Raw genomic sequence first — 18,309 nt, 5'->3', positions numbered from 1 at the left:
CCGGCCGCACCGTGCTACGCGTACCGCCCCGCCATCCGCCGCGCCGCCTCCCCGAGGCGTTCCCGCAGCTGGGGCGGGGCCACCACCTCCGCCTCCGGGCCGAGCCCGAGCAACTGGTCGAACGCCACCTCCAGCGACTCCACGGGCAGCACCACGTCCTCCACCCACCGGGCCGACTCCTCCTGCCACCCGGCCGCCTCCAGCGCCTCCCGGGCCGCCCCCGGGTCGGTCACCCGCGGCAGCTTGCGGGCGCCGGCCGGGCTGAGCCTGAGGCGGATCTCCTCCCGCAGCAGCGAGCGGGCGAACTCCTCGGCCCTGGCCCGCCAGAACTCCGCCAGGTCGAACCCGGTGTCCCGCGCGAACCGCGTCCCCGCCTCCCGCACCCCGGTGAACCGGTCCACCCGGTAGACCCGCGCCTGCCCGGACCCGTCGGCCCGCGCGCACAGGTACCAGACACCCGCCTTCAGGACCAGGCCGTACGGCTCCAGCTCACGGCTCACCTCGCGGTCCGCACGCCGGTACGAGGCCGCCACCCGCCGGTCGTCCCAGACCGCCTCGGCCAGGGGCGCCAGCAGCCCGGGAGCCTCGGGCCGGGTGTACCAGGCCGGCGCGTCCAGGTGGAACCGCCCTCCCACCGCCCGCGACGCCTCCCGCACCGGCGGGGCCAGCGCCGCCGACACCTTCAGCCGCGCCGCCGACGCCGCCTCCCCGAGCCCCATCTCCCGCAGGGCCCCCGGCACCCCCGACAGGAACAACGCCTGCGCCTCCTCGGGCGTCAGCCCCGTCAGCCCCGTCCGGTACCCGCCGACCAGCGCGTACCCGCCGGCCCGCCCCCGCTCGGCGTAGACCGGGATGCCCGCCTCGGAGAGCGCCTCCGCGTCCCGCGCGACCGTACGCTCGCTCACCTCCAGCTCCCCGGCCAGCTCGGCGGCGGTCATCCGGGGGCGGGACTGGAGCAGCAGGACCATACGGATCAGGCGGGCGGCACGCATCAGCCCATCATGGCCGCCGCCCGCTCCCCGCCCGCAGCCGGGCGGCCCCGGGCGGTCTCCTCCCGGGCCAGGGCGATCACCGCGAACATCGCGCCCTGCGGGTCCGCCAGGACGCTGAAGCGGCCCGGCTCGACCGTGGTCGGGGGGAGCAGCACGTTGGCACCGAGCCGCGCCCCCCGGGCGGCGGCCGCGTCGCAGTCGTGGACCGAGACGTAGACCAGCCAGCGCGGCACCGTCCCCGCCGGGAACGCCTCCGTGATCGGCGTCATGCCGCCGAACGGCTGACCGCCGAGGCTCCACTCGGTGTACGGGTGGCCCGCGCCGGGAGCGGCTCGGCGGGCCTGCCAGCCGAAGACCTCGGTGTAGAAGCCGCGCGCCCCGTCCGGGTCGGTCGTGGCCAGGTCGAGCCAGGCGGGGGCGCCGGGCGCGTTGACCCGGCCGAAGCCCTGGTGCCCGGCCTGCTCCCACAGCCCGAAGACCGCGCCCGAGCCGTCCGCGCAGAGCGTCGCGCGGCACACCCCCGGCACCTCGACCGGCTCGCCCAGCACCGACCCCCGGGCCAGGGCGACCCGCTCGGCCGGGCTCCCGGCGGCGTCGGGTCCGGCCACGAAGTACGGCCGCCAGACGGACGGGCGGCGCCCCGGCCGGCGCGGCCCGAGCCCCCCGACGGGCTCGCCCTCGCTCAGGAAGGCCCGGTAGCCGTCGAGGCCGGGCACTTCGCCCAGCTCCCAGCCGAAGAGGCGCGCGTAGAAGCCGGCGGCGGCCCGGGGGTCCGCCGCCACGAGGTCGGTCCAGCAGGGGGCCGACGGGACGTTCCAGGTCTTCATGGGTGAACCCCTCAGGTGGGCGGCCTTCCCCGCCGGGCCCCTGCCGGAGAGGGGGGTGCCCGCTGTGCGGTCCGGGTGCCGTGGCGTCTTCCGAGGACTCATTCACGCACGCGCGCCCCCGACCGGCAAAAGGATCTACGCGAGCGGCGCGGGCACCGCCGGATACGCCGAAGGGCGGCACCCCGGGAGGTCCCGGCGTGCCGCCCTTCGGCGTAGCAGCAGGTCAGAGGCTGTACTTCTCGCGCGCTTCCTTGACCGCGCGGGCCGGGACCTCACCGCGGCGGGCCAGCTGGGCCAGCGCGGCCACCACGACCGACTCGGCGTCGACGCCGAAGTGCCGGCGGGCGCCCTCACGGGTGTCGGAGAGACCGAAGCCGTCCGTGCCCAGCGAGGACCAGTCCTGCTCGACCCACTGCGCGATCTGGTCGGGGACCTGGCGCATGTAGTCGGTGACCGCGAGGACCGGGCCCTGGGCGTCGGCCAGCACCTGGCGGACGTACGGCTCCCGCTGCTCGCCGCGGAGCAGCGCCTCGTCGGCCTCCAGGGCGTCGCGGCGCAGCTCCGTGAAGGAGGTCGCGGACCACACGTCGGCGGCCACGCCCCACTCCTCGGCCAGCATCTTCTGGGCCTTGAGCGTCCAGTGGATGGCGGTGCCGGAACCGAGCAGCTGGATGCGCGGGGCGTTGGCGGCGGCCACCGTCACCCCGGCCGACTCGGCCGTGTTGAAGCGGTACAGGCCGCGCAGGATGCCCTCGTCGACCCCGGCGGGCTTGGCCGGCTGCGGCATCGGCTCGTTGTAGACCGTCAGGTAGTAGAAGACGTCGCGGTCCTCCTCGGGCGTGGCCTCGCCGTACATGCGGCGCAGCCCCTCCTTGACGATCGCGGCGACCTCGTAGGCGAAGGCCGGGTCGTAGCTGAGCGCGGCCGGGTTGGTCGCGGCGATCACCGGTGAGTGGCCGTCGGCGTGCTGGAGGCCCTCGCCGGTCAGGGTGGTGCGCCCGGCGGTGGCGCCGACGAGGAAGCCGCGGCCGAGCTGGTCGGCGAGCTGCCACATCTGGTCGGCGGTCCGCTGCCAGCCGAACATCGAGTAGAAGATGTAGAAGGGGATCATCGGCTCGCCGTGCGTGGAGTACGACGAGGCGGCGGCGATGAAGTCGGCCATCGAGCCGGCCTCGGTGATGCCCTCGTTGAGGATCTGGCCGTTGACCGCTTCCTTGTAGTACATGAGCTGGTCGCGGTCGACCGGCTCGTACGTCTGGCCCTTGGGCGAGTAGATGCCGAGGGAGGGGAAGAGCGACTCCATGCCGAAGGTGCGCGCCTCGTCGGGGACGATCGGCACCCAGCGCTTGCCGGTCTCCTTGTCGCGGACCAGGTCCTTGACGAGGCGGACGAAGGCCATGGTGGTGGCGACCGCCTGCGAGCCGGAGCCCTTGTCGAAGGCGGCGAACGCCTTGTCGGCCGGGGCGGGCAGCGGCGCGAGCGGCTGCGTGCGGCGGGCCGGGGCGGGGCCGCCGAGGGCGGCGCGGCGCTCGGTGAGGTAGCGGACCTCGGGGGAGTCGGCGCCCGGGTGGCCGTAGGGCACCTGGCCGTCGGCGAAGGCGCTGTCCGGGATCGGCAGCTCCAGCAGGTCCCGCATCTCCTTGAACTCGTCCACCGTCAGCTTCTTCATCTGGTGGTTGGCGTTCTTGGACTCGAAGCCCTTGCCGAGGGTGAAGCCCTTGACGGTCTGGGCGAGGATCACCGTCGGCGCGCCCTTGTGGGCGAGGGCCGCGCGGTACGCCGCGTAGACCTTGCGGGGCTCGTGGCCGCCGCGCGAGCGGTGGAAGCACTCGCTGATCTTGTCGTCGCTGATCAGCTTGGCGAGTTCCACCAGGGCCGGCTCGGCGCCGAAGAAGTGGTCGCGGATGTAGGCCGCGTCCCGCGTCTGGTACGTCTGGAACTGCGCGTCCGGTACCTCGCGCAGGCGGCGTACGAGCGCGCCGGTGACGTCGAGCTGGAACAGCTCGTCCCAGGCGGAGCCCCACAGCGACTTCACGACGTTCCAGCCGGCGCCGCGGAACTGGGCCTCCAGCTCCTGCACGATCTTGAAGTTGGCGCGGACCGGGCCGTCGAGGCGCTGGAGGTTGCAGTTGATGACGAAGGTGAGGTTGTCCAGGCCCTCGCGGGAGGCGAGCGCCAGGGCCGCCGTCGACTCGGGCTCGTCCATCTCGCCGTCGCCCAGGAACGCCCACACGTGGGAGTCGGAGACGTCCTTGATGCCGCGGCTGGTCAGGTAGCGGTTGAACCGCGCCTGGTAGATCGCGGAGAGCGGGCCGAGGCCCATCGAGACGGTCGGGAACTCCCAGAGCCACGGCAGCCGACGCGGGTGCGGGTACGACGGGAGGCCGTTGCTCCCGGACTCGCGGCGGAAGTTGTCGAGCTGGTCCTCGCCGATGCGGCCGTCGAGGAACGCGCGAGCGTAGATGCCGGGGGAGGCGTGGCCCTGGATGTAGAGCTGGTCGCCGGAGCCTCCCTCGCTCTCCTTGCCCCGGAAGAAGTGGTTGAAGCCCGTCTCGTAGAGCCAGGCGGCCGAGGCGAAGGTGGCGATGTGGCCGCCGACGCCGTACTTCGCGCCGCGGGTGACCATCGCGGCCGCGTTCCACCGGTTCCAGGCGGCGATGCGGTGCTCCATCGCCTCGTCCGTGCCGGGAGCGAACTCCGGCTCGGCCGAGGTCGGGATGGTGTTGACGTAGTCGCTCTCCAGGAGCTTGGGCAGCGGGACGCCGGCGCCCTCAGCGCCCTCCAGGGTGCGCCGCATCAGGTACGCGGCGCGGTGCGGTCCGGCGGCGTCGGTGACCGCCTTCAGGGAGTCCAGCCATTCGGCGGTCTCCTGCGGGTCGCGGTCCGGGAGCTGGTCGAGCTCGCTCGGCTGGAGGGTGCGGGGGTCGGTCATGTCGCCGCCTTCCGGAGTCGAAGGGCGCTCCCACGGTGGGCAGGAGGGTCCCTTGTCGGTAAGGGGTTGGGTGGGGGTGCCCAAGGTCTTTGGCAGGACAGGGCGGGCGGATTCCGGTGGGAGTCCGAGGGAACTGTAGTCCTCTGATCGATGATCGATCAAAGGGTTGAAGGGAAAAACTTCTCAGAACCGAGAAATTGGCATCGAGTGCCCACGTTCAAGGCACCGCGTGCCTTGTTTTCGCAGGTGGGGGGAGGAGTGGGGGGCGCGCGGCCTGCTCTGGGCGCCGCTCCACGGCGGAGGGGTGCCGGAGCGTCCGCCGACCCGGGACGCGGACGCGTGAACGGCCCCGTGGGACGGGGCCGTTCCCGCTACGGGCTGTCTTTCGAAGGGAGGGCTCAAGCCCGGGGCGCGCAGCCGAGAACGTGCGACTTCACCAGGTGCCCGATGTCCGGGTCCTGCGTGCGGAAGGCGTCCACCAGGGCCTGGTGCTCCTCGGCGTACGCCTCCTGGTGCGTACCGAGCCAGCGGATGGAGAGGGCGGTGAAGACCTCGATGCCCAGCCCCTCCCAGGTGTGCAGCAGCACGCTGTTGCCCGCCGCCCGCACCAGCTCCCGGTGGAAGGCGACGGTGTGGCGCACCTGGCTCTCCCCGTCGGCCAGCCGGTCCGCCTCGTACAGCGCCGCCACCGACGGCTCCAGCACCGAGACGTCCGCCGCCAGCCGGGGCGCCGCCAGCTCCGCCGCGATCTGCTCCAGCCCCGCTCGCACGGGGTAGATCTCCTCCAGGTCGGCGGCGGTCAGGTCACGGACCCGGACGCCTTTGTTCGGCGCCGACTCGATGAGCCTGAGCGTCTCCAGCTCGCGCAGCGCCTCCCGTACCGGCGTCTGGCTCACCTCCAGCTCGACCGCGATCCGGCGCTCCACGATGCGCTCGCCGGGCTTCCAGCGGCCACTGACGATCCCGTCGACGATGTGCTCGCGGATCTGCTCGCGCAAGCTGTGGACGACGGGTGCGGTCATGGGGGGACTCCTTCGGCCAAGGCATGCCGCCCCGGGGGACGGTGCCGCGCACGAGTCCCCTCGCGGACACGGCCCCCAAGGGGCGTTGACCCTATGACAATACGGCGACGCCCCCGCCCGGAAGGCTCCGGACGGGGGCGTACAAGCAGGTGAGACGAGCCTTACACCCGGTGTCCACCTGATGGGACCGCGAGGGTCCCGAAGGTCACAGACCCAGGTCGACCTCGAACTCGCCGGCCTCCAGGATCGCCTTGACCGACGTCAGGTAGCGGGCGGCGTCGGCGCCGTCCACCAGACGGTGGTCGTAGGAGAGCGACAGGTACGTCATGTTGCGCACCGCGATGGTCTCGCCCAGCTCCGGGTGGTCGATGACCACGGGGCGCTTGACGGTGGCACCGATGCCCAGGATGGCGGCCTGGTTCGGCGGCACGATGACCGTGTCGAACAGGGCGCCGCGCGAGCCGGTGTTGCTGATCGTGAAGGTGGCACCGGACATGTCGTCCGGGGTCAGGCCACCGGAGCGGGCCTTGCCGGCCAGCTCGGCGGTCTTCTTCGCGATGCCGGCGATGTTCAGGTCGCCCGCGCCCTTGATGACCGGCGTCATCAGACCCTTCTCGGCGTCCACGGCGATGCCGATGTTCTCCGAGTCGAAGTACGTGATGGTGCCTTCGGCGTCGTTGATCCGGGCGTTGACGACCGGGTGGGCCTTCAGCGCCTGGGCGGCGGCCTTGACGAAGAACGGCATCGGGGACAGCTTGACGCCCTCACGGGCGGCGAAGGCGTCCTTGGCCTGGCCGCGCAGCTTCATCAGGCGGGTGATGTCGACCTCGACCACCGTGGTGAGCTGCGCCTGCGAGTGCAGGGCCTTCATCATGTTGTCGCCGATGACCTTGCGCATGCGGGTCATCTTGACCGTCTGGCCGCGCAGCGGGGACGCCTCCAGCTTCGGCGCCTTTGCGGCGGCCGGAGCGGCGGGGGCGGCCGGGGCGGGAGCCTTGGCGGCCTCCGCGGCGGCGAGCACGTCCTGCTTGCGGATACGGCCGCCGACACCCGTGCCCTTGACCGAGCCCAGGTCGACGTTGTTCTCCGAGGCCAGCTTGCGGACCAGCGGGGTCACGTACGCGCCCTCGCCACCGGAGGCCGGGGCGGGTGCGGGCGCGGCGGGCTGGGCCGGTGCGGCCGGAGCCGGTGCGGCCGGAGCCGGAGCCGGAGCGGGCTGCGCCGGAGCCGGGGCCGGAGCCTCGGTGGGCGCGGCCGGGGCGGGGGCCGCGGCGGGCTTCTCCTCGGCCTTCGGGGCGGCCGGGGCGGAGGCACCCGGCGCACCGATGACGGCGAGCTTGGCGCCGACCTCGGCGGTCTCGTCCTCAGCGACGGTGATCTCCAGGAGGACACCGGCGACGGGGGCGGGGATCTCGGTGTCGACCTTGTCGGTCGAGACCTCCAGCAGCGGCTCGTCGACGTCGACGGAGTCGCCGACCTCCTTGAGCCAGCGGGTGACGGTGCCCTCGGTGACGGACTCGCCGAGCGCCGGCAGGGTCACGTCGGTGCCCTCGGCCGAGCCGCCGCCCTGGGCGGAGTCGGCGGTCGGGGCGGGGGCCTCGGCCTCGGTGGAGGGAGTGGCCGCGGCCGGCTCCTGCGGGGCCGGAGCCTCCTGCTGGGCCGGAGCCTGCCCCTGGCCGGCGTCGCCGGAGCCGTCGTCGATGACGGCCAGCTCGGCGCCGACCTCGACCGTCTCGTCCTCGGCGACCTTGATGGAGGAGAGGACGCCGGCGGAGGGCGAGGGGATCTCGGTGTCGACCTTGTCGGTCGAGACCTCCAGCAGCGGCTCGTCGACCTCGACGCGCTCGCCCTCGGCCTTGAGCCAGCGGGTGACAGTGCCCTCGGTGACGCTCTCGCCGAGCGCCGGAAGGGTTACGGAAACCGCCATGGTTTCAGGTGCTCCTTACGAATGTGCGGAAGTCTGTGGTCGTCTCGCGCCCGGGCACGGTCAGTCGTGCGAGTGCAGCGGCTTGCCCGCGAGGGCCAGGTGCGCTTCGCCGAGCGCCTCGTTCTGCGTCGGGTGGGCGTGGATGAGCTGGGCGACCTCGGCGGGCAGCGCCTCCCAGTTGTAGATGAGCTGGGCCTCGCCGACCTGCTCGCCCATGCGGTCGCCGACCATGTGGACGCCGACCACGGCGCCGTCCTTGACCTGGACGAGCTTGATCTCGCCCGCGGTCTTCAGGATCTTGCTCTTGCCGTTGCCCGCGAGGTTGTACTTGAGGGCGACGACCTTGTCCGCGCCGTAGATCTCCTTGGCCTTGGCCTCGGAGAGGCCCACGGAGGCGACCTCGGGGTGGCAGTACGTCACGCGCGGCACACCGTCGTAGTCGATCGGCACGGGCCGCTCGCCCGCGAGCCGCTCCGCCACCAGGATGCCCTCGGCGAAGCCGACGTGCGCGAGCTGGAGGGTGGGGACCAGGTCACCGACGGCCGAGATGGTCTCGACGTTGGTGCGCATGTACTCGTCGACCAGGACGTAGCCGCGGTCCATGGCGACGCCGGCCTCCTCGTACCCCAGGCCCTGCGAGACCGGGCCGCGGCCGATGGCGACCAGCAGGACCTCCGCCTCGAAGGTCTTGCCGTCGGCGAGGGTGACCCGCACGCCGTCCTGGGTGTACTCGGCCTTGTCGAAGAAGGTGCCGAGATTGAACTTGATGCCGCGCTTGCGGAACGCCCGCTCCAGCAGCTTCGAGCTGTTCTCGTCCTCGGCCGGGACCAGGTGCTTGAGGCCCTCGACCACGGTGACCTCGGTGCCGAACGACTTCCACGCCGAGGCGAACTCGACGCCGATGACGCCGCCGCCCAGGATGATCGCCGACTTCGGCACGCGGTTCAGCTTCAGCGCGTGGTCCGAGGAGATGATGCGGTCGCCGTCGATGTCCAGGCCCGGCACCGACTTCGGGACGGAGCCCGTCGCGAGCAGCACGTGGCGGCCCTCGACACGGCGGCCGTCCACGTCGACGGAGGTCGGCGAGGAGAGCCGGCCCTCGCCCTCGATGTAGGTGACCTTCCGCGAGGCGATGAGTCCCTGCAGGCCCTTGTACAGGCCCGAGATCACGTCGTCCTTGTACGTGTGGACGGCCTCGATGTCGATGCCCTCGAAGGTGGCCTTCACGCCGAACTGCGCGGACTCGCGGGTCTGGTCGGCGACCTCGCCGGCGTGCAGCAGGGCCTTCGTGGGGATGCAGCCGTTGTGCAGGCAGGTGCCGCCGACCTTGCCCTTCTCGATCAGGGCGACGTCAAGACCCAGCTGGGAGGCGCGCAGAGCCGCGGCGTAACCGCCGCTACCGCCGCCGAGGATCACTAGGTCGAAAACGGTGCTGGCGTCGTTCGCCACGTCACGTCCTCCATGCATATGCGCCGTGTGCCGGTCCCCGTGCCCGGGGTGTGAACCGGCGGCCCGGCTCGTATTCGGCCGCTGTCTGACGGCCCTGTGGTGGGGCCCTGTCCTGCCGAGAACCCATCTTCGCATTTGTTGAGGGGCGGCGGGACGCGGGGCCCGGCCTCGGGCCCGGTTGTCGCGCGTCTCACGTCCGCCCCGTACGCCCCTTCCCTCCCGGACCGTCCGTAATCGGCCGGCCGGGCAGGGAGGGGTCACCGGGGCCGGGCGTCACCGCCCGGCCCCGGTGGGGGTCAGCCCAGCTCGCCGGCGGCGGTCCGCTCGGCCAGCGACACCAGGGTGCGGATCGCCGAGCCGGTGGCGCCCTTGGGCGTGTAGCCGAAGGGGCCGGCCTCGTTGTACGCCGGGCCCGCGATGTCGAGGTGGGCCCAGGTGATGCCCTCGCCGACGAACTCGTTGAGGAAGACGCCGGCCGCCATGCCGCCGCCCATCCGCCCGCCGACGTTGGCCATGTCGGCCACCGACGAGTCCAGGCCCTTGCGCAGCTCCTCCGGGAACGGCATCGGCCAGGCCGGCTCGCCCGCCTCCTCGGCCAGCTCGTGGACGGCGGTGCGGAACGCGTCGTCGTTGCCCATCACGCCGAAGGTGCGGTTGCCGAGCGCCACCACCATGGCGCCGGTCAGCGTCGCCACGTCGACGATCGCGTCCGGCTCCTCCTCGGACGCCTTGGTGATCGCGTCGGCCAGTACCAGGCGGCCCTCGGCATCGGTGTTGAGGACCTCGACGGTCTTGCCGCCGTACATCCGCAGCACGTCGCCGGGGCGGGTGGCGGTGCCCGAGGGCATGTTCTCGGCCAGCGCCAGCCAGCCGGTCACGTTGACCTTCAGGCCGAGCCGGGCCGCGGTGATCACGGCGGCGAAGACGGCGGCCGCGCCGGCCATGTCGCACTTCATCGTCTCGTTGTGGCCGGCCGGCTTGAGCGAGATGCCGCCCGAGTCGTAGGTGATGCCCTTGCCGACGTAGGCGAGGCTCTTCTCCGCCTTCGGGTGGGTGTAGGAGAGCTTCACCAGGCGCGGGCCGTGGGCCGCGCCCTGGCCGACGCCGGTCAGGCCCCCGAAGCCGCCCTTGAGGAGCGCCTTGTCGTCGGTGACCTGGACCTTGACGCCGTGCTCCTTGCCGGCGGCGGTGGCCACGGCGGCGAAAGACTCCGGGTACAGGTCGTTCGGCGGGGTGTTGACCAGGTCGCGGGCGCGGTTCATCTCCTCGGCGAGGGCGATCGCGCGCTCGGCGGCGGCCTTGGCCGCCTTGTCCCGGGCCTTGGCGCCGAGCAGCGCCACCTCGCGCAGCGGACCCTTGCGGGCCGCCTTCTTCGCGCCCTTGCCCTGGCCGGCCTCGGCGTCGTCGCTCTTGTACGCGGTGAAGGCGTACGCGCCGAGCAGCGCGCCCTCGGCCACCGCGGCGACGGCCTCGGCGGAGGCCAGCGGCAGGGCGAACCCGGCCTTCTTGGTCCCGTTCAGCGCACGGGCGGCGCTGCCCGCGGCGCGGCGCAGCGCCTCGGTGCCGTACTCCTCGTCGTCCTCGGGCACCGGGCCGAGACCCACCGCGAGGACCAGCGGGGCCTTCAGGCCGGAGACGGGCAGCTTGGTGGTCTCTCCCTCGGCGCCGGTCGCGCCCAGGGTCGCCAGCACGGAGGCGAGCCCGCCGTCGAACGCCTCGGCGACGGCCTCCGAACCGGGGGCGGGGACAGGGCCGTCGGGGCCCTTGGCCACACCCACGACGAGGACGTCGGCGCGCAGCGTCGCCGCGCCGGAGGAGCTGAGAGTGAGAGCAGTCACGGTGGTGAAATCTCGCTTCCGTTGAGTTCCAGTGCCCAAGAGGCCGGTTCGGCCGGGCCGGGGCGGAGCCCGGGCGGCCTCCGCCCGGCGCCCAGGCGGACCGGCCACGGCCCGGGCCTGAGCCTACGCTCCGTGACGAAGTCCGCGACAGGCGGCATATCGACCTGATTCGGTGAAGGCTGTGCTGGACCGGGTCAGCCGAAGGTCAGGACGACGAGCGCGGCAGTCAGCGCCGTCTCCTCCAACGCGCCGAACACGTCCCCCGTCACGCCCCCGAACCGCCGCACCGTGTGCCGTAGCAGCACCTCTGCCGCCGCGAGGCCCACCGCGACCGCGAGCCCGGCCCGCACCGCGCCCGGCACCCCGTCCGGCAGCCCGGCGAGGACCGCCGCCACCAGCACCGCACCGGCCACCGCGCCGGCGAGGGGAGGCGGGACCGTACCGGCGACCGCCGCGCCCAGCCCCTCCGGGCGGGCCGGGGGCACCGAGGGGCGGGAGGCGAGGGTGAGGGCGAGGCGGCCGGTGACCGCGGCGACGGCCGTGCCGGTCGCCCCGGCCACCCAGCCGTGCCCGTACAACTGCGCCACGGCCGACACCTGCGCCAGCACCACCAGCACCAGCGTGACCACGCCGAACGGCCCGATGTCCGAGCGCTTCATGACCGCCAGCGCCCCCTCGGGCGGCCGTCCGCTGCCCAGGCCGTCGGCGGTGTCGGCGAGACCGTCCAGGTGCAGTCCCCGGGTGAGCGCGGCGGGCACGGCCACGCTCACCACCGCGACCAGCAGCGGCCCCGCCCCCAGCCGCAGCAGCGGCCAGGCGAGCGCGGCGCCCGCCAGTGCCAGGGCCAGCCCGGCCAGCGGCGCCGCGGCCATCCCGGCGCGGGCGGCGGCCCGGTCCCAGCGGCCGACCCGGACGGGCAGCGCGGTGAGCGTGCCGAAGGCGAAGCGCAGCCCCTCGGACGCGGAGGCGCGCGGTGGGGGAGGGGAATGGCCGGGGGGCGGGGGCGCGGGGGTCTGGCTCATCGCGCGAAGCGTAGCGGGGCGCGGTAGGCCGAAGCGCAGGCGCCCGGGCCGCCCCGCGCGGGGCCGGGCCTGGTATTCGGGGCCGTCGGCCGGAGGGGAAGCGGCACGGGGCCCGGCCGGACCGGAACGTCGTCGCTCCGGCAGGCTGCCGACGCCTGCCGCTTCCCCCGGCCGCGTCGCGGTGCGCGCGCACCCGGCTGGTCCGCACGGTCGGGGGCCCCGTTCCACGGCGTGACCCCGGTGGCGCGCACATCCATCCACCACGCGGTGCCCGGGGCCATCCGCAGCGGCCGGCGGGTTCCGCGCGGTGCGGGCGCGGGTCCGGAGCCGGACGAGTTCGCGCTGACCCCGCACCCTCGGGCGCCCGCGGCCTCGACGGCGTACGTACCGCCCGGAACGACCGAGGCACGGCCGGCGGGCCCCCGGCCCACCTCAAGGTCGCCCTCGTGGGCGTTCCGGCGGAGCTGTCCACGGCGGGGTGCCCGACCGGGGGCGGTTGGCCGGGGCGCGGGTCAGCGCCAGCCGAGGCCCCCGCTCAGCCCTCCGCCTTCTTCAGCAGGCCGCCCTCCCGGGCCGGTTCGCCGGCGGTGTCCTCCGCCGGGCCGGTCTCGTCGTCCGGGGCCGGGCGCTGCTCCGGCAAGGTCCCGCAGAGGGCCGCCGCGGCCTGCACGAGGGGGAGGGCCAGGAGGGCGCCCAGCCCCTCTCCGGCGCGTACGCCCTGGTCGAGTAGGGGGGGCATGGCGAGGCGGTCCAGAGCCTTGGCCTGGCCGGGCTCGCCCGAGACCTGGCCGCAGACCCACCAGTCGGGGGCGCGGAAGGCGACCCGCTGGGCGACCAGCGCCGCCGCCGAGGTGACCACGCCGTCCAGGATCACCGGGGTGCGGCGGACCGCGCTCTGGAGCAGGAAGCCGGTGAGCGCGGCGAGGTCGGCGCCGCCCACGGTGGCCAGCAGTTCGAGCTGGTCGCCGAGGACCGGGCGGGCCCGGCGCAGCGCGTCCCGGATCGCGGCGCACTTGCGCATCCACGCCAGGTCGTCGACGGGCAGTCCGCCCCGGCCGGTCACCACGGAGGCGTCCGTGCCGCAGAGCGCGGCGATCAGGGTCGCGGCGGCCGTCGTCCCGCCGACGCTCAGGTCGCCGAGGACCACCAGGTCCGTCCCGGCGTCGGCCTCCTCGTCGGCGACGGCCATCCCCGCGAGGAAGGCGCGCTCGGCCTCCTCGGCGGTCAGCGCGTCCTCGCGGTCGATCACGCCCGAGCCCCGGCGCACCCGGTGGCGCACCACCTCGGCGGGGAGTGTGCCGGGGTCGCAGTCCACGGCCACGTCCACCACCCGGACCGGCACCCCCAGCCGGTCGGCGAGGACCGCCACCGGGGCCTCGCCCGCCAGCACCGCGCGGACCAGCACCTCGGCGGAGCCCGCGGGCCGCGCCGAGACGTCCAGTGCGGCCACCCCGTGGTCGCCGGCGAACAGCACCACGCGGGGACGCTCGACCGGCGCCACCGGCACCTCGGCGCGGGCCGCCGCCAGCCACTCGCCCAGTTCGTCCAGGCGTCCCAGGGCCCCGGGCGGCACCGCCAGCCGCTCCCGGCGCTCCTCGGCGGCGCGGCGGACCGTGCTGTCGGGACGCTTGATCAGGTCGGAGAAGTCGTCGAGATTCAGCGCGCTCATTCGCCGAACAGTACCGGCAGGGGGAGCGGGCGCGGGCGCCCGGGAGCCCCCGCCCGGACGACTCCTTGCGACCCCCGCCAGGCGGGTCGTTGCACTGGGCCCACGGGCGGGGAAGGGTGGGGCGCGGCGCCCCTTTCGCGCCGGAATACGGGCGTTCGCGCCCAGTGCCCCGGTACGGGGACATCCCGACGGGGGACACGCCCCACCGCCCGCCCACGGAAGGCACCCGCCCATGCCGCTTCCCCAGCCCCCCGCCTCCACGCCCCGCGACCGAGCCCCCGGGCCCCGCCCCGACGACGACTGGGGCGACCTGGTCGGCCTGCTGGGCCCGGCCGGAGAGGCGCCCTGGGGACCGGAGGGAGCGGTCCTGCCCCCGGCGGCTCCCGGGAACGCGACAGGGGCGCGCGGGGCCGCCGCGGCCGACGCGCCGCCGGAACCGCCGCCCACCGCCACTCCGGTCCTTCCCGCGCCCGTCCAGGCCCCCGCCGCATCCGGTGTACTGGGCGACCCGGTGGCACTCCTGATCCCGGCCGACCAGGTGGTCCCGGCCGGGAGGGCGACCCCGGCCGAGGAGGCAGCCGGGAAGGAGCCCGCCCCGGACCCCGCCGCAGGACGGCCCGCCCCGGCCGAGGAGTGGGACTGGGAGGCCGAGCAGCGCAGGGCCCCGCACCCGGAGTGCGCCGCGCGCGGCTGGGCGGCGGTGCGGGAGAGGGGGCGGGTGCGGAGGCTGGTCCGGTCCATGGCGGCGTACGGGGAGCCGGAGAGCTGGCTCGACGTGGACGCGGGCGACGGGCGGTTCGCGGCCGCCGCCCGCCCCCTCCTGCCGTACACGGCGTTCGACGGGACCGGTCTCGGCGAGGACGTGGGGCGGGCCCGGGACGCGGGGGTCCTGGACGAGGCGCACCGGGGGACGCTGCCGCTGCTCGCGGGCGAGCTGGCCGGGCGGTACGACGTGGTGGGGCTGCTGCACCAGCTGGGCGACTGCCCCGACCCGGCGGCCGAACTCGCGGCGGCCCGGGCCGTGCTGCGCCCCGGCGGGCTGCTGCTGGTGGAGGCGCCCGACCCCGGATGCCGTACGACGGCGCTGCTCGGCCCGTGGTGCCTGCCGCACTGCGCGGCCCGGCCCCAGCCCACCGCCGAGGCGGTGCGGAAACTGCTCACGGGGCTGGAGTTCGACATCCTCGCCCTCGACCGGGTCGCCGGGCACGTCCCGCGCACCCTGGACGCGCTGCGGGCGGCGGCCGGGCTGCCGGGGGCACGCGCGGCCCGTCGGGCGGACCGCCTGCTCGCGCCCCTGGCACGCCGTACCGGCTTCACCAACGCCTACCGGATCGTGGCCCGGCGCCCGCCTCTCAGCCCTTGAGGGGGAGCGGCTGGCCCGCGACGACCAGCAGGACGTGCTCGCACTCGGCGGCCACGGCGGCGTTGAGCCGGCCCAGCTCGTCGCGGTAGCGGCGCCCGGCCGCCGTGGCCGGGACGATGCCGGAACCGACCTCGTTGGAGACGGCGACCAGGGTGCGCCGGGTGGTGCGGACGGCGTCGGCCAGCTCCTGGCACCGGGCCCGCAGCGCGCGTTCGCCGCCGCCCGCCCAGGCCGCGTCGTCCCAGGCGTCGACCCGGTCCATGGCGTCGGTCAGCCAGAGCGAGAGGCAGTCCAGCAGCAGCGGCGGCCCCTCCTCGGCGAGCAGGGGCACCAGGTCGCAGCTCTCGGCCGTGCGCCAGGAGGCGGGGCGCCGCTCCCGGTGGAGCGAGACGCGCGCGGCCCACTCGCGGTCCCCCTCGCGGGTGCCGCCGGTCGCCACGTACAGCACCTCCGGCCAGGCGGCCAGCCGCCGTTCCGCCTCCAGGGACTTGCCGGAGCGGGCCCCGCCGAGCACCAGCGTCCGGCGGGGGAGCGGCGGCCGTTCCGGGGCGGGGCCGCTGTCGGCGGCGAGGCCGCGTACGCCGGGGGCGGGCGGCGGGCCGACGGTGAGCCGGGTGCCGTCGGGGACCGCGCGGGCCCCGGCGGCGGTCAGCCGGCGTACCGTCTCGCGGCCCGCCGGGACGGCGTGGCCGAGGTGGACGGCGAGGACGTCGGTGCCGGGCGTGACCGCCCCCGCCTCCCGCAGCCGGGCCAGGGCGTCCGGCCGCCCCAGGACGTCCATCAGCACCGTGTCGTACGGCACGGCCGCCCCTTCGGGCCCGCTCGTCCCCGCGGCCGCCGCCCCCGGCGGCAGGTACAGCAGCCGCTCGCCGTCGTGGCCGGTCACCTCGTAGCCGGTGCCCGGCGCGTCCGTGGCCACCGCCCGCACCCGCTGCCCGCTGATCAGCGTCAGCTCGCGCCCGTCCGGCACCCGCGCCGGCTGCGGCAGCCCGGCCGGGATCTCCACGGCGGGCCCGTCGTGCGGGTGCGAGAGGAGTACCTGCCGCACCTGGCCGAGGCCCTGCCCGGCGCGGGCCGCGGCGAAGGCGATACCCGGGGTGAGGTCCAGCAGCAGCGACCCGTCGACCAGCAGCGCGGTCGCCGTACGGGCCTCGTCACCGAGAGCGGTCGCGCACACGGCGCAGGGGCAGTCCGGGCGGGGCAGGCCCTCGGGCGCCCCGGTGCCGAGCAGAGTCAGTTCCACGGCCCCGATCCTGCCGTGTCCGCCGCCCCGCCGCATGTCCCCGCCCCTGTGACGTGAACGACGCCCCCAGGGGCGTACGCCGTGCGTACACCCCCCCGCGCCCGCTCCCGCTCGTCTACGCTGCCCGGACAACCGGACGCTCGGGAGGCGGAACATGGTGCCGTGGACATGGCGGTTCGAGAAGGCCGACGGGACGGAGGTCAGCCCCTCCGTGGAGCCCGACGAGTTCAGCACACAGGGCGACGCCGAGTCCTGGCTCGGTGAGCACTGGAAGGAACTCCTCGAAGGCGGCGTCGAACAGGTCCGCCTCTTCGAGGACACCACCGAGATCTACGGCCCGATGAGCCTCAGCGAGGCCCAGACGGCCTGAGCCCCCCGTACGTATGTCTGCGGCCCGCCATCCCGGCAAGGGGGTGGCGGGCCGCAGACATGCGTACGGGCCGGCGTCAGCCGCGCACCCCGCACAGGTGCAGCAGGGCCGCCACCGAGCGGTACGGGTCCGTGCGCCCCGCCCGCTCCTCGGCGGCCAGCAGCACCTGCAACTCGGCCTCGTCCGCCGGAACGGGCCCGTCGAAGGCCCGCCCGGTCAGCACCCGCACCCCGTACCACCGCTCCAGCGGCGCGCCGATCCCGGCCAGCGCCGAGGTCAGCGGGGCGAGCCGGTGGGCGCGGACCGGGGCGTCGGGGCCGGTCTCCACCCCGAAGGCGTCCAGCGCGCCCCGCCAGTCACCGGAGAGGCCGGCGCAGAGGGCGAGCGCGTCCGCGTTGCGTACCAGCAGGGAGAGCAGGCCGCCGGGGGCGAGCATCCGGCCCAGACCCGCGAGGAGCGCGTCCGGCGACTCCACGCGCATCAGCACACCGTGGTAGAGCACCACGTCGAAACTGCCCGGCAGGAAGTGCACCCCGGTCTCGTGTCCGGTGCCCACCACCAGGCGGAACCGCTCACGGATACCCTCGGGCTCCCCGGCCAGCGCCTCCTCGGCCGCCGCGACCAGCGCCGGGTCCGACTCCACACCGGTCACCTGGTGGCCCAGGCGGGCCAGCCGCAACGCCTGGCGGCCCTCACCCATACCGACGTCGAGCACCCGGAGCCTGCGGCCCACGGCGAACCGTGCCGCCAGCTGCTCGTCGAGCTGCCGGGCGACCAGCGCGCTGCGGACCCGCTCGCGCAGACCCTCCCCGGCGGGCGGAAGAGGGCCGTCGGACCGCCCGGGTCCGGCCTGCGTCGGGACGGCCGCCAGCCGTGCCAGCACGCGGCGCGGGTCCTCGTGCGCGGCGGGCCCGGCGGCGACCGGTGGCACACCGGGGCCGGCGGGCGGCTCCGCGGTGTGGGTGCTCAGGGCTGCTCCCCGCGCTTGACCATCGGCTTCGGCAGGCGCAGACGGCGCATCTGCAGGGTCCGCATCAGGGCGTACATGACGGCGCCCTTCATCGGCTGGCCCTCGAACCGCTCCCGCAGGGCGCGCTTCAGCTTGATGCTGGTGACCACCGAGTCGACCACGATCAGCACGATCAGCGCCATCCACAGCAGCAGCGCGATGTTCTGCAGCTGCGGCACCCGGATCATGCTGAGCACCAGGATGACCACCGCGAACGGCAGGAAGAACTCGGCGACGGCGAATCGCGAGTCGACGTAGTTCCGGGCGAACTTGCGCACCGGCCCCTTGTCGCGAGCGGGCAGGTACCGCTCGTCGCCGTTGTTCAGCGCCTCGCGCTGGCGTGCCATCTCTGCCCGCCGGGCGTCGCGCTGCTTGCGCGCCGCGTCCTTGCGGGTCATCTGCGTGTTGGTCACGCTGCGCCGCTGGGACTGGGCCTGCGCGCGCTTGGGGGTCGGGCGGCCCTTGGGGGCCTGCGGGTCACGGGGCTCTGTGGAAGGGGCCGCCTGCGCGGCGGTTGCCTTCTCGCTATTCGCACGGCTACGGAACACAAAACCCAAGCGTACGGTGTGCGGGCGCATGGACCCCAGGGCCCCTGGGAACGATCCCGCAACACACCGCGTCCTGATTTCGGGGCGTACGGGGACGT

Annotated in this window: 14 protein-coding genes; 2 read left to right on the top strand and 12 right to left on the bottom strand. The window is 74.9% G+C overall.

Annotated elements, in window-relative coordinates; all coding sequences use genetic code 11:
- Positions 1-14: 14 nt before the first annotated feature.
- The 9 genes from ACSLIC_RS05675 to cobT form a co-directional block, all read right to left on the bottom strand.
- Positions 15-992, bottom strand: a complete 978-nt coding sequence (locus tag ACSLIC_RS05675) for a helix-turn-helix transcriptional regulator (RefSeq protein ID WP_436736581.1) — start codon at positions 990-992, stop codon at positions 15-17.
- Positions 992-1,819: a VOC family protein gene (locus ACSLIC_RS05670; RefSeq protein ID WP_436736580.1), complete on the bottom strand. Its 828-nt coding sequence runs from the start codon at positions 1,817-1,819 to the stop codon at positions 992-994. The genes ACSLIC_RS05675 and ACSLIC_RS05670 overlap by 1 nt, the downstream gene beginning before the upstream one ends.
- A 223-nt stretch (positions 1,820-2,042) precedes the next feature.
- Entirely contained in the window at positions 2,043-4,751 is a 2,709-nt protein-coding gene (gene aceE, locus ACSLIC_RS05665; protein WP_436736579.1) for a pyruvate dehydrogenase (acetyl-transferring), homodimeric type, read from the bottom strand.
- Positions 4,752-5,149: 398 nt separating this feature from the next.
- Positions 5,150-5,773 carry a GntR family transcriptional regulator gene (locus ACSLIC_RS05660; RefSeq protein ID WP_436736578.1) on the bottom strand — a complete coding sequence of 208 codons (624 nt, stop codon included), beginning with the start codon at positions 5,771-5,773 and terminating at the stop codon, positions 5,150-5,152.
- Between the two features lie 205 nt (positions 5,774-5,978).
- The gene (gene sucB, locus ACSLIC_RS05655; protein ID WP_436736577.1) at positions 5,979-7,700 is read right to left on the bottom strand and encodes a 2-oxoglutarate dehydrogenase, E2 component, dihydrolipoamide succinyltransferase; all 1,722 of its coding nucleotides are present in this window, start codon (positions 7,698-7,700) and stop codon (positions 5,979-5,981) included.
- 60 nt (positions 7,701-7,760) lie between these two features.
- Positions 7,761-9,149 (bottom strand): dihydrolipoyl dehydrogenase, encoded by a 1,389-nt coding sequence (gene lpdA / locus ACSLIC_RS05650; RefSeq protein WP_436736576.1) that lies wholly within the window; start codon positions 9,147-9,149, stop codon positions 7,761-7,763.
- Between the two features lie 296 nt (positions 9,150-9,445).
- Positions 9,446-10,987, bottom strand: a complete 1,542-nt coding sequence (locus tag ACSLIC_RS05645; protein ID WP_436736575.1) for a leucyl aminopeptidase — start codon at positions 10,985-10,987, stop codon at positions 9,446-9,448.
- A 194-nt stretch (positions 10,988-11,181) separates the two neighbouring features.
- The gene (locus tag ACSLIC_RS05640; RefSeq protein ID WP_436736574.1) at positions 11,182-12,009 is read right to left on the bottom strand and encodes an adenosylcobinamide-GDP ribazoletransferase; all 828 of its coding nucleotides are present in this window, start codon (positions 12,007-12,009) and stop codon (positions 11,182-11,184) included.
- A gap of 535 nt (positions 12,010-12,544) precedes the next feature.
- A complete protein-coding gene (gene cobT, locus ACSLIC_RS05635) occupies positions 12,545-13,678 on the bottom strand; it encodes a nicotinate-nucleotide--dimethylbenzimidazole phosphoribosyltransferase (RefSeq protein WP_436736573.1) in 1,134 nt (377 codons plus the stop codon).
- A 232-nt stretch (positions 13,679-13,910) separates the two neighbouring features.
- Between cobT and ACSLIC_RS05630 the strand changes: the two genes are divergently transcribed.
- Positions 13,911-15,041 carry a methyltransferase domain-containing protein gene (locus tag ACSLIC_RS05630; RefSeq protein ID WP_436736572.1) on the top strand — a complete coding sequence of 377 codons (1,131 nt, stop codon included), beginning with the start codon at positions 13,911-13,913 and terminating at the stop codon, positions 15,039-15,041.
- Here the strand turns inward: ACSLIC_RS05630 and ACSLIC_RS05625 are convergent.
- Positions 15,031-16,284: a bifunctional adenosylcobinamide kinase/adenosylcobinamide-phosphate guanylyltransferase gene (locus ACSLIC_RS05625; RefSeq protein WP_436736571.1), complete on the bottom strand. Its 1,254-nt coding sequence runs from the start codon at positions 16,282-16,284 to the stop codon at positions 15,031-15,033. The two genes, ACSLIC_RS05630 and ACSLIC_RS05625, sit on opposite strands and share 11 nt — an antisense overlap.
- 154 nt (positions 16,285-16,438) lie before the next feature.
- Between ACSLIC_RS05625 and ACSLIC_RS05620 the strand changes: the two genes are divergently transcribed.
- Entirely contained in the window at positions 16,439-16,654 is a 216-nt protein-coding gene (locus ACSLIC_RS05620) for a hypothetical protein (protein ID WP_436736570.1), read from the top strand.
- Positions 16,655-16,730: 76 nt separating this feature from the next.
- Here ACSLIC_RS05620 and ACSLIC_RS05615 read toward each other — a convergent pair whose 3' ends face one another.
- Both ACSLIC_RS05615 and ACSLIC_RS05610 read right to left on the bottom strand, forming a co-directional pair.
- Entirely contained in the window at positions 16,731-17,432 is a 702-nt protein-coding gene (locus tag ACSLIC_RS05615; RefSeq protein ID WP_436740279.1) for a class I SAM-dependent methyltransferase, read from the bottom strand.
- Between the two features lie 188 nt (positions 17,433-17,620).
- Positions 17,621-18,241, bottom strand: coding sequence for a DUF3043 domain-containing protein (locus ACSLIC_RS05610; protein ID WP_436736569.1), 621 nt, complete (start codon positions 18,239-18,241; stop codon positions 17,621-17,623).
- Positions 18,242-18,309 lie beyond the last annotated feature (68 nt).

The sequence above is a fragment of the Streptomyces sp. BBFR102 genome (genome assembly GCF_051397025.1).
GTDB lineage: Bacteria > Actinomycetota > Actinomycetes > Streptomycetales > Streptomycetaceae > Streptomyces.
This window is presented reverse-complemented; position numbering and strand designations above follow the sequence as displayed.

Coding starts and splice junctions, on each gene's coding strand:
- ACSLIC_RS05670 (WP_436736580.1), bottom strand. CDS start 1,819: ATGAAGACCTGGAACGTCCCGTCGGCCCCCTGCTGGACCGACCTCGTG.
- cobT (WP_436736573.1), bottom strand. CDS start 13,678: ATGAGCGCGCTGAATCTCGACGACTTCTCCGACCTGATCAAGCGTCCC.
- ACSLIC_RS05620 (WP_436736570.1), top strand. CDS start 16,439: ATGGTGCCGTGGACATGGCGGTTCGAGAAGGCCGACGGGACGGAGGTC.
- aceE (WP_436736579.1), bottom strand. CDS start 4,751: ATGACCGACCCCCGCACCCTCCAGCCGAGCGAGCTCGACCAGCTCCCG.
- ACSLIC_RS05660 (WP_436736578.1), bottom strand. CDS start 5,773: ATGACCGCACCCGTCGTCCACAGCTTGCGCGAGCAGATCCGCGAGCAC.
- ACSLIC_RS05640 (WP_436736574.1), bottom strand. CDS start 12,009: ATGAGCCAGACCCCCGCGCCCCCGCCCCCCGGCCATTCCCCTCCCCCA.
- ACSLIC_RS05675 (WP_436736581.1), bottom strand. CDS start 992: ATGCGTGCCGCCCGCCTGATCCGTATGGTCCTGCTGCTCCAGTCCCGC.
- ACSLIC_RS05630 (WP_436736572.1), top strand. CDS start 13,911: ATGCCGCTTCCCCAGCCCCCCGCCTCCACGCCCCGCGACCGAGCCCCC.
- sucB (WP_436736577.1), bottom strand. CDS start 7,700: ATGGCGGTTTCCGTAACCCTTCCGGCGCTCGGCGAGAGCGTCACCGAG.
- ACSLIC_RS05610 (WP_436736569.1), bottom strand. CDS start 18,241: ATGCGCCCGCACACCGTACGCTTGGGTTTTGTGTTCCGTAGCCGTGCG.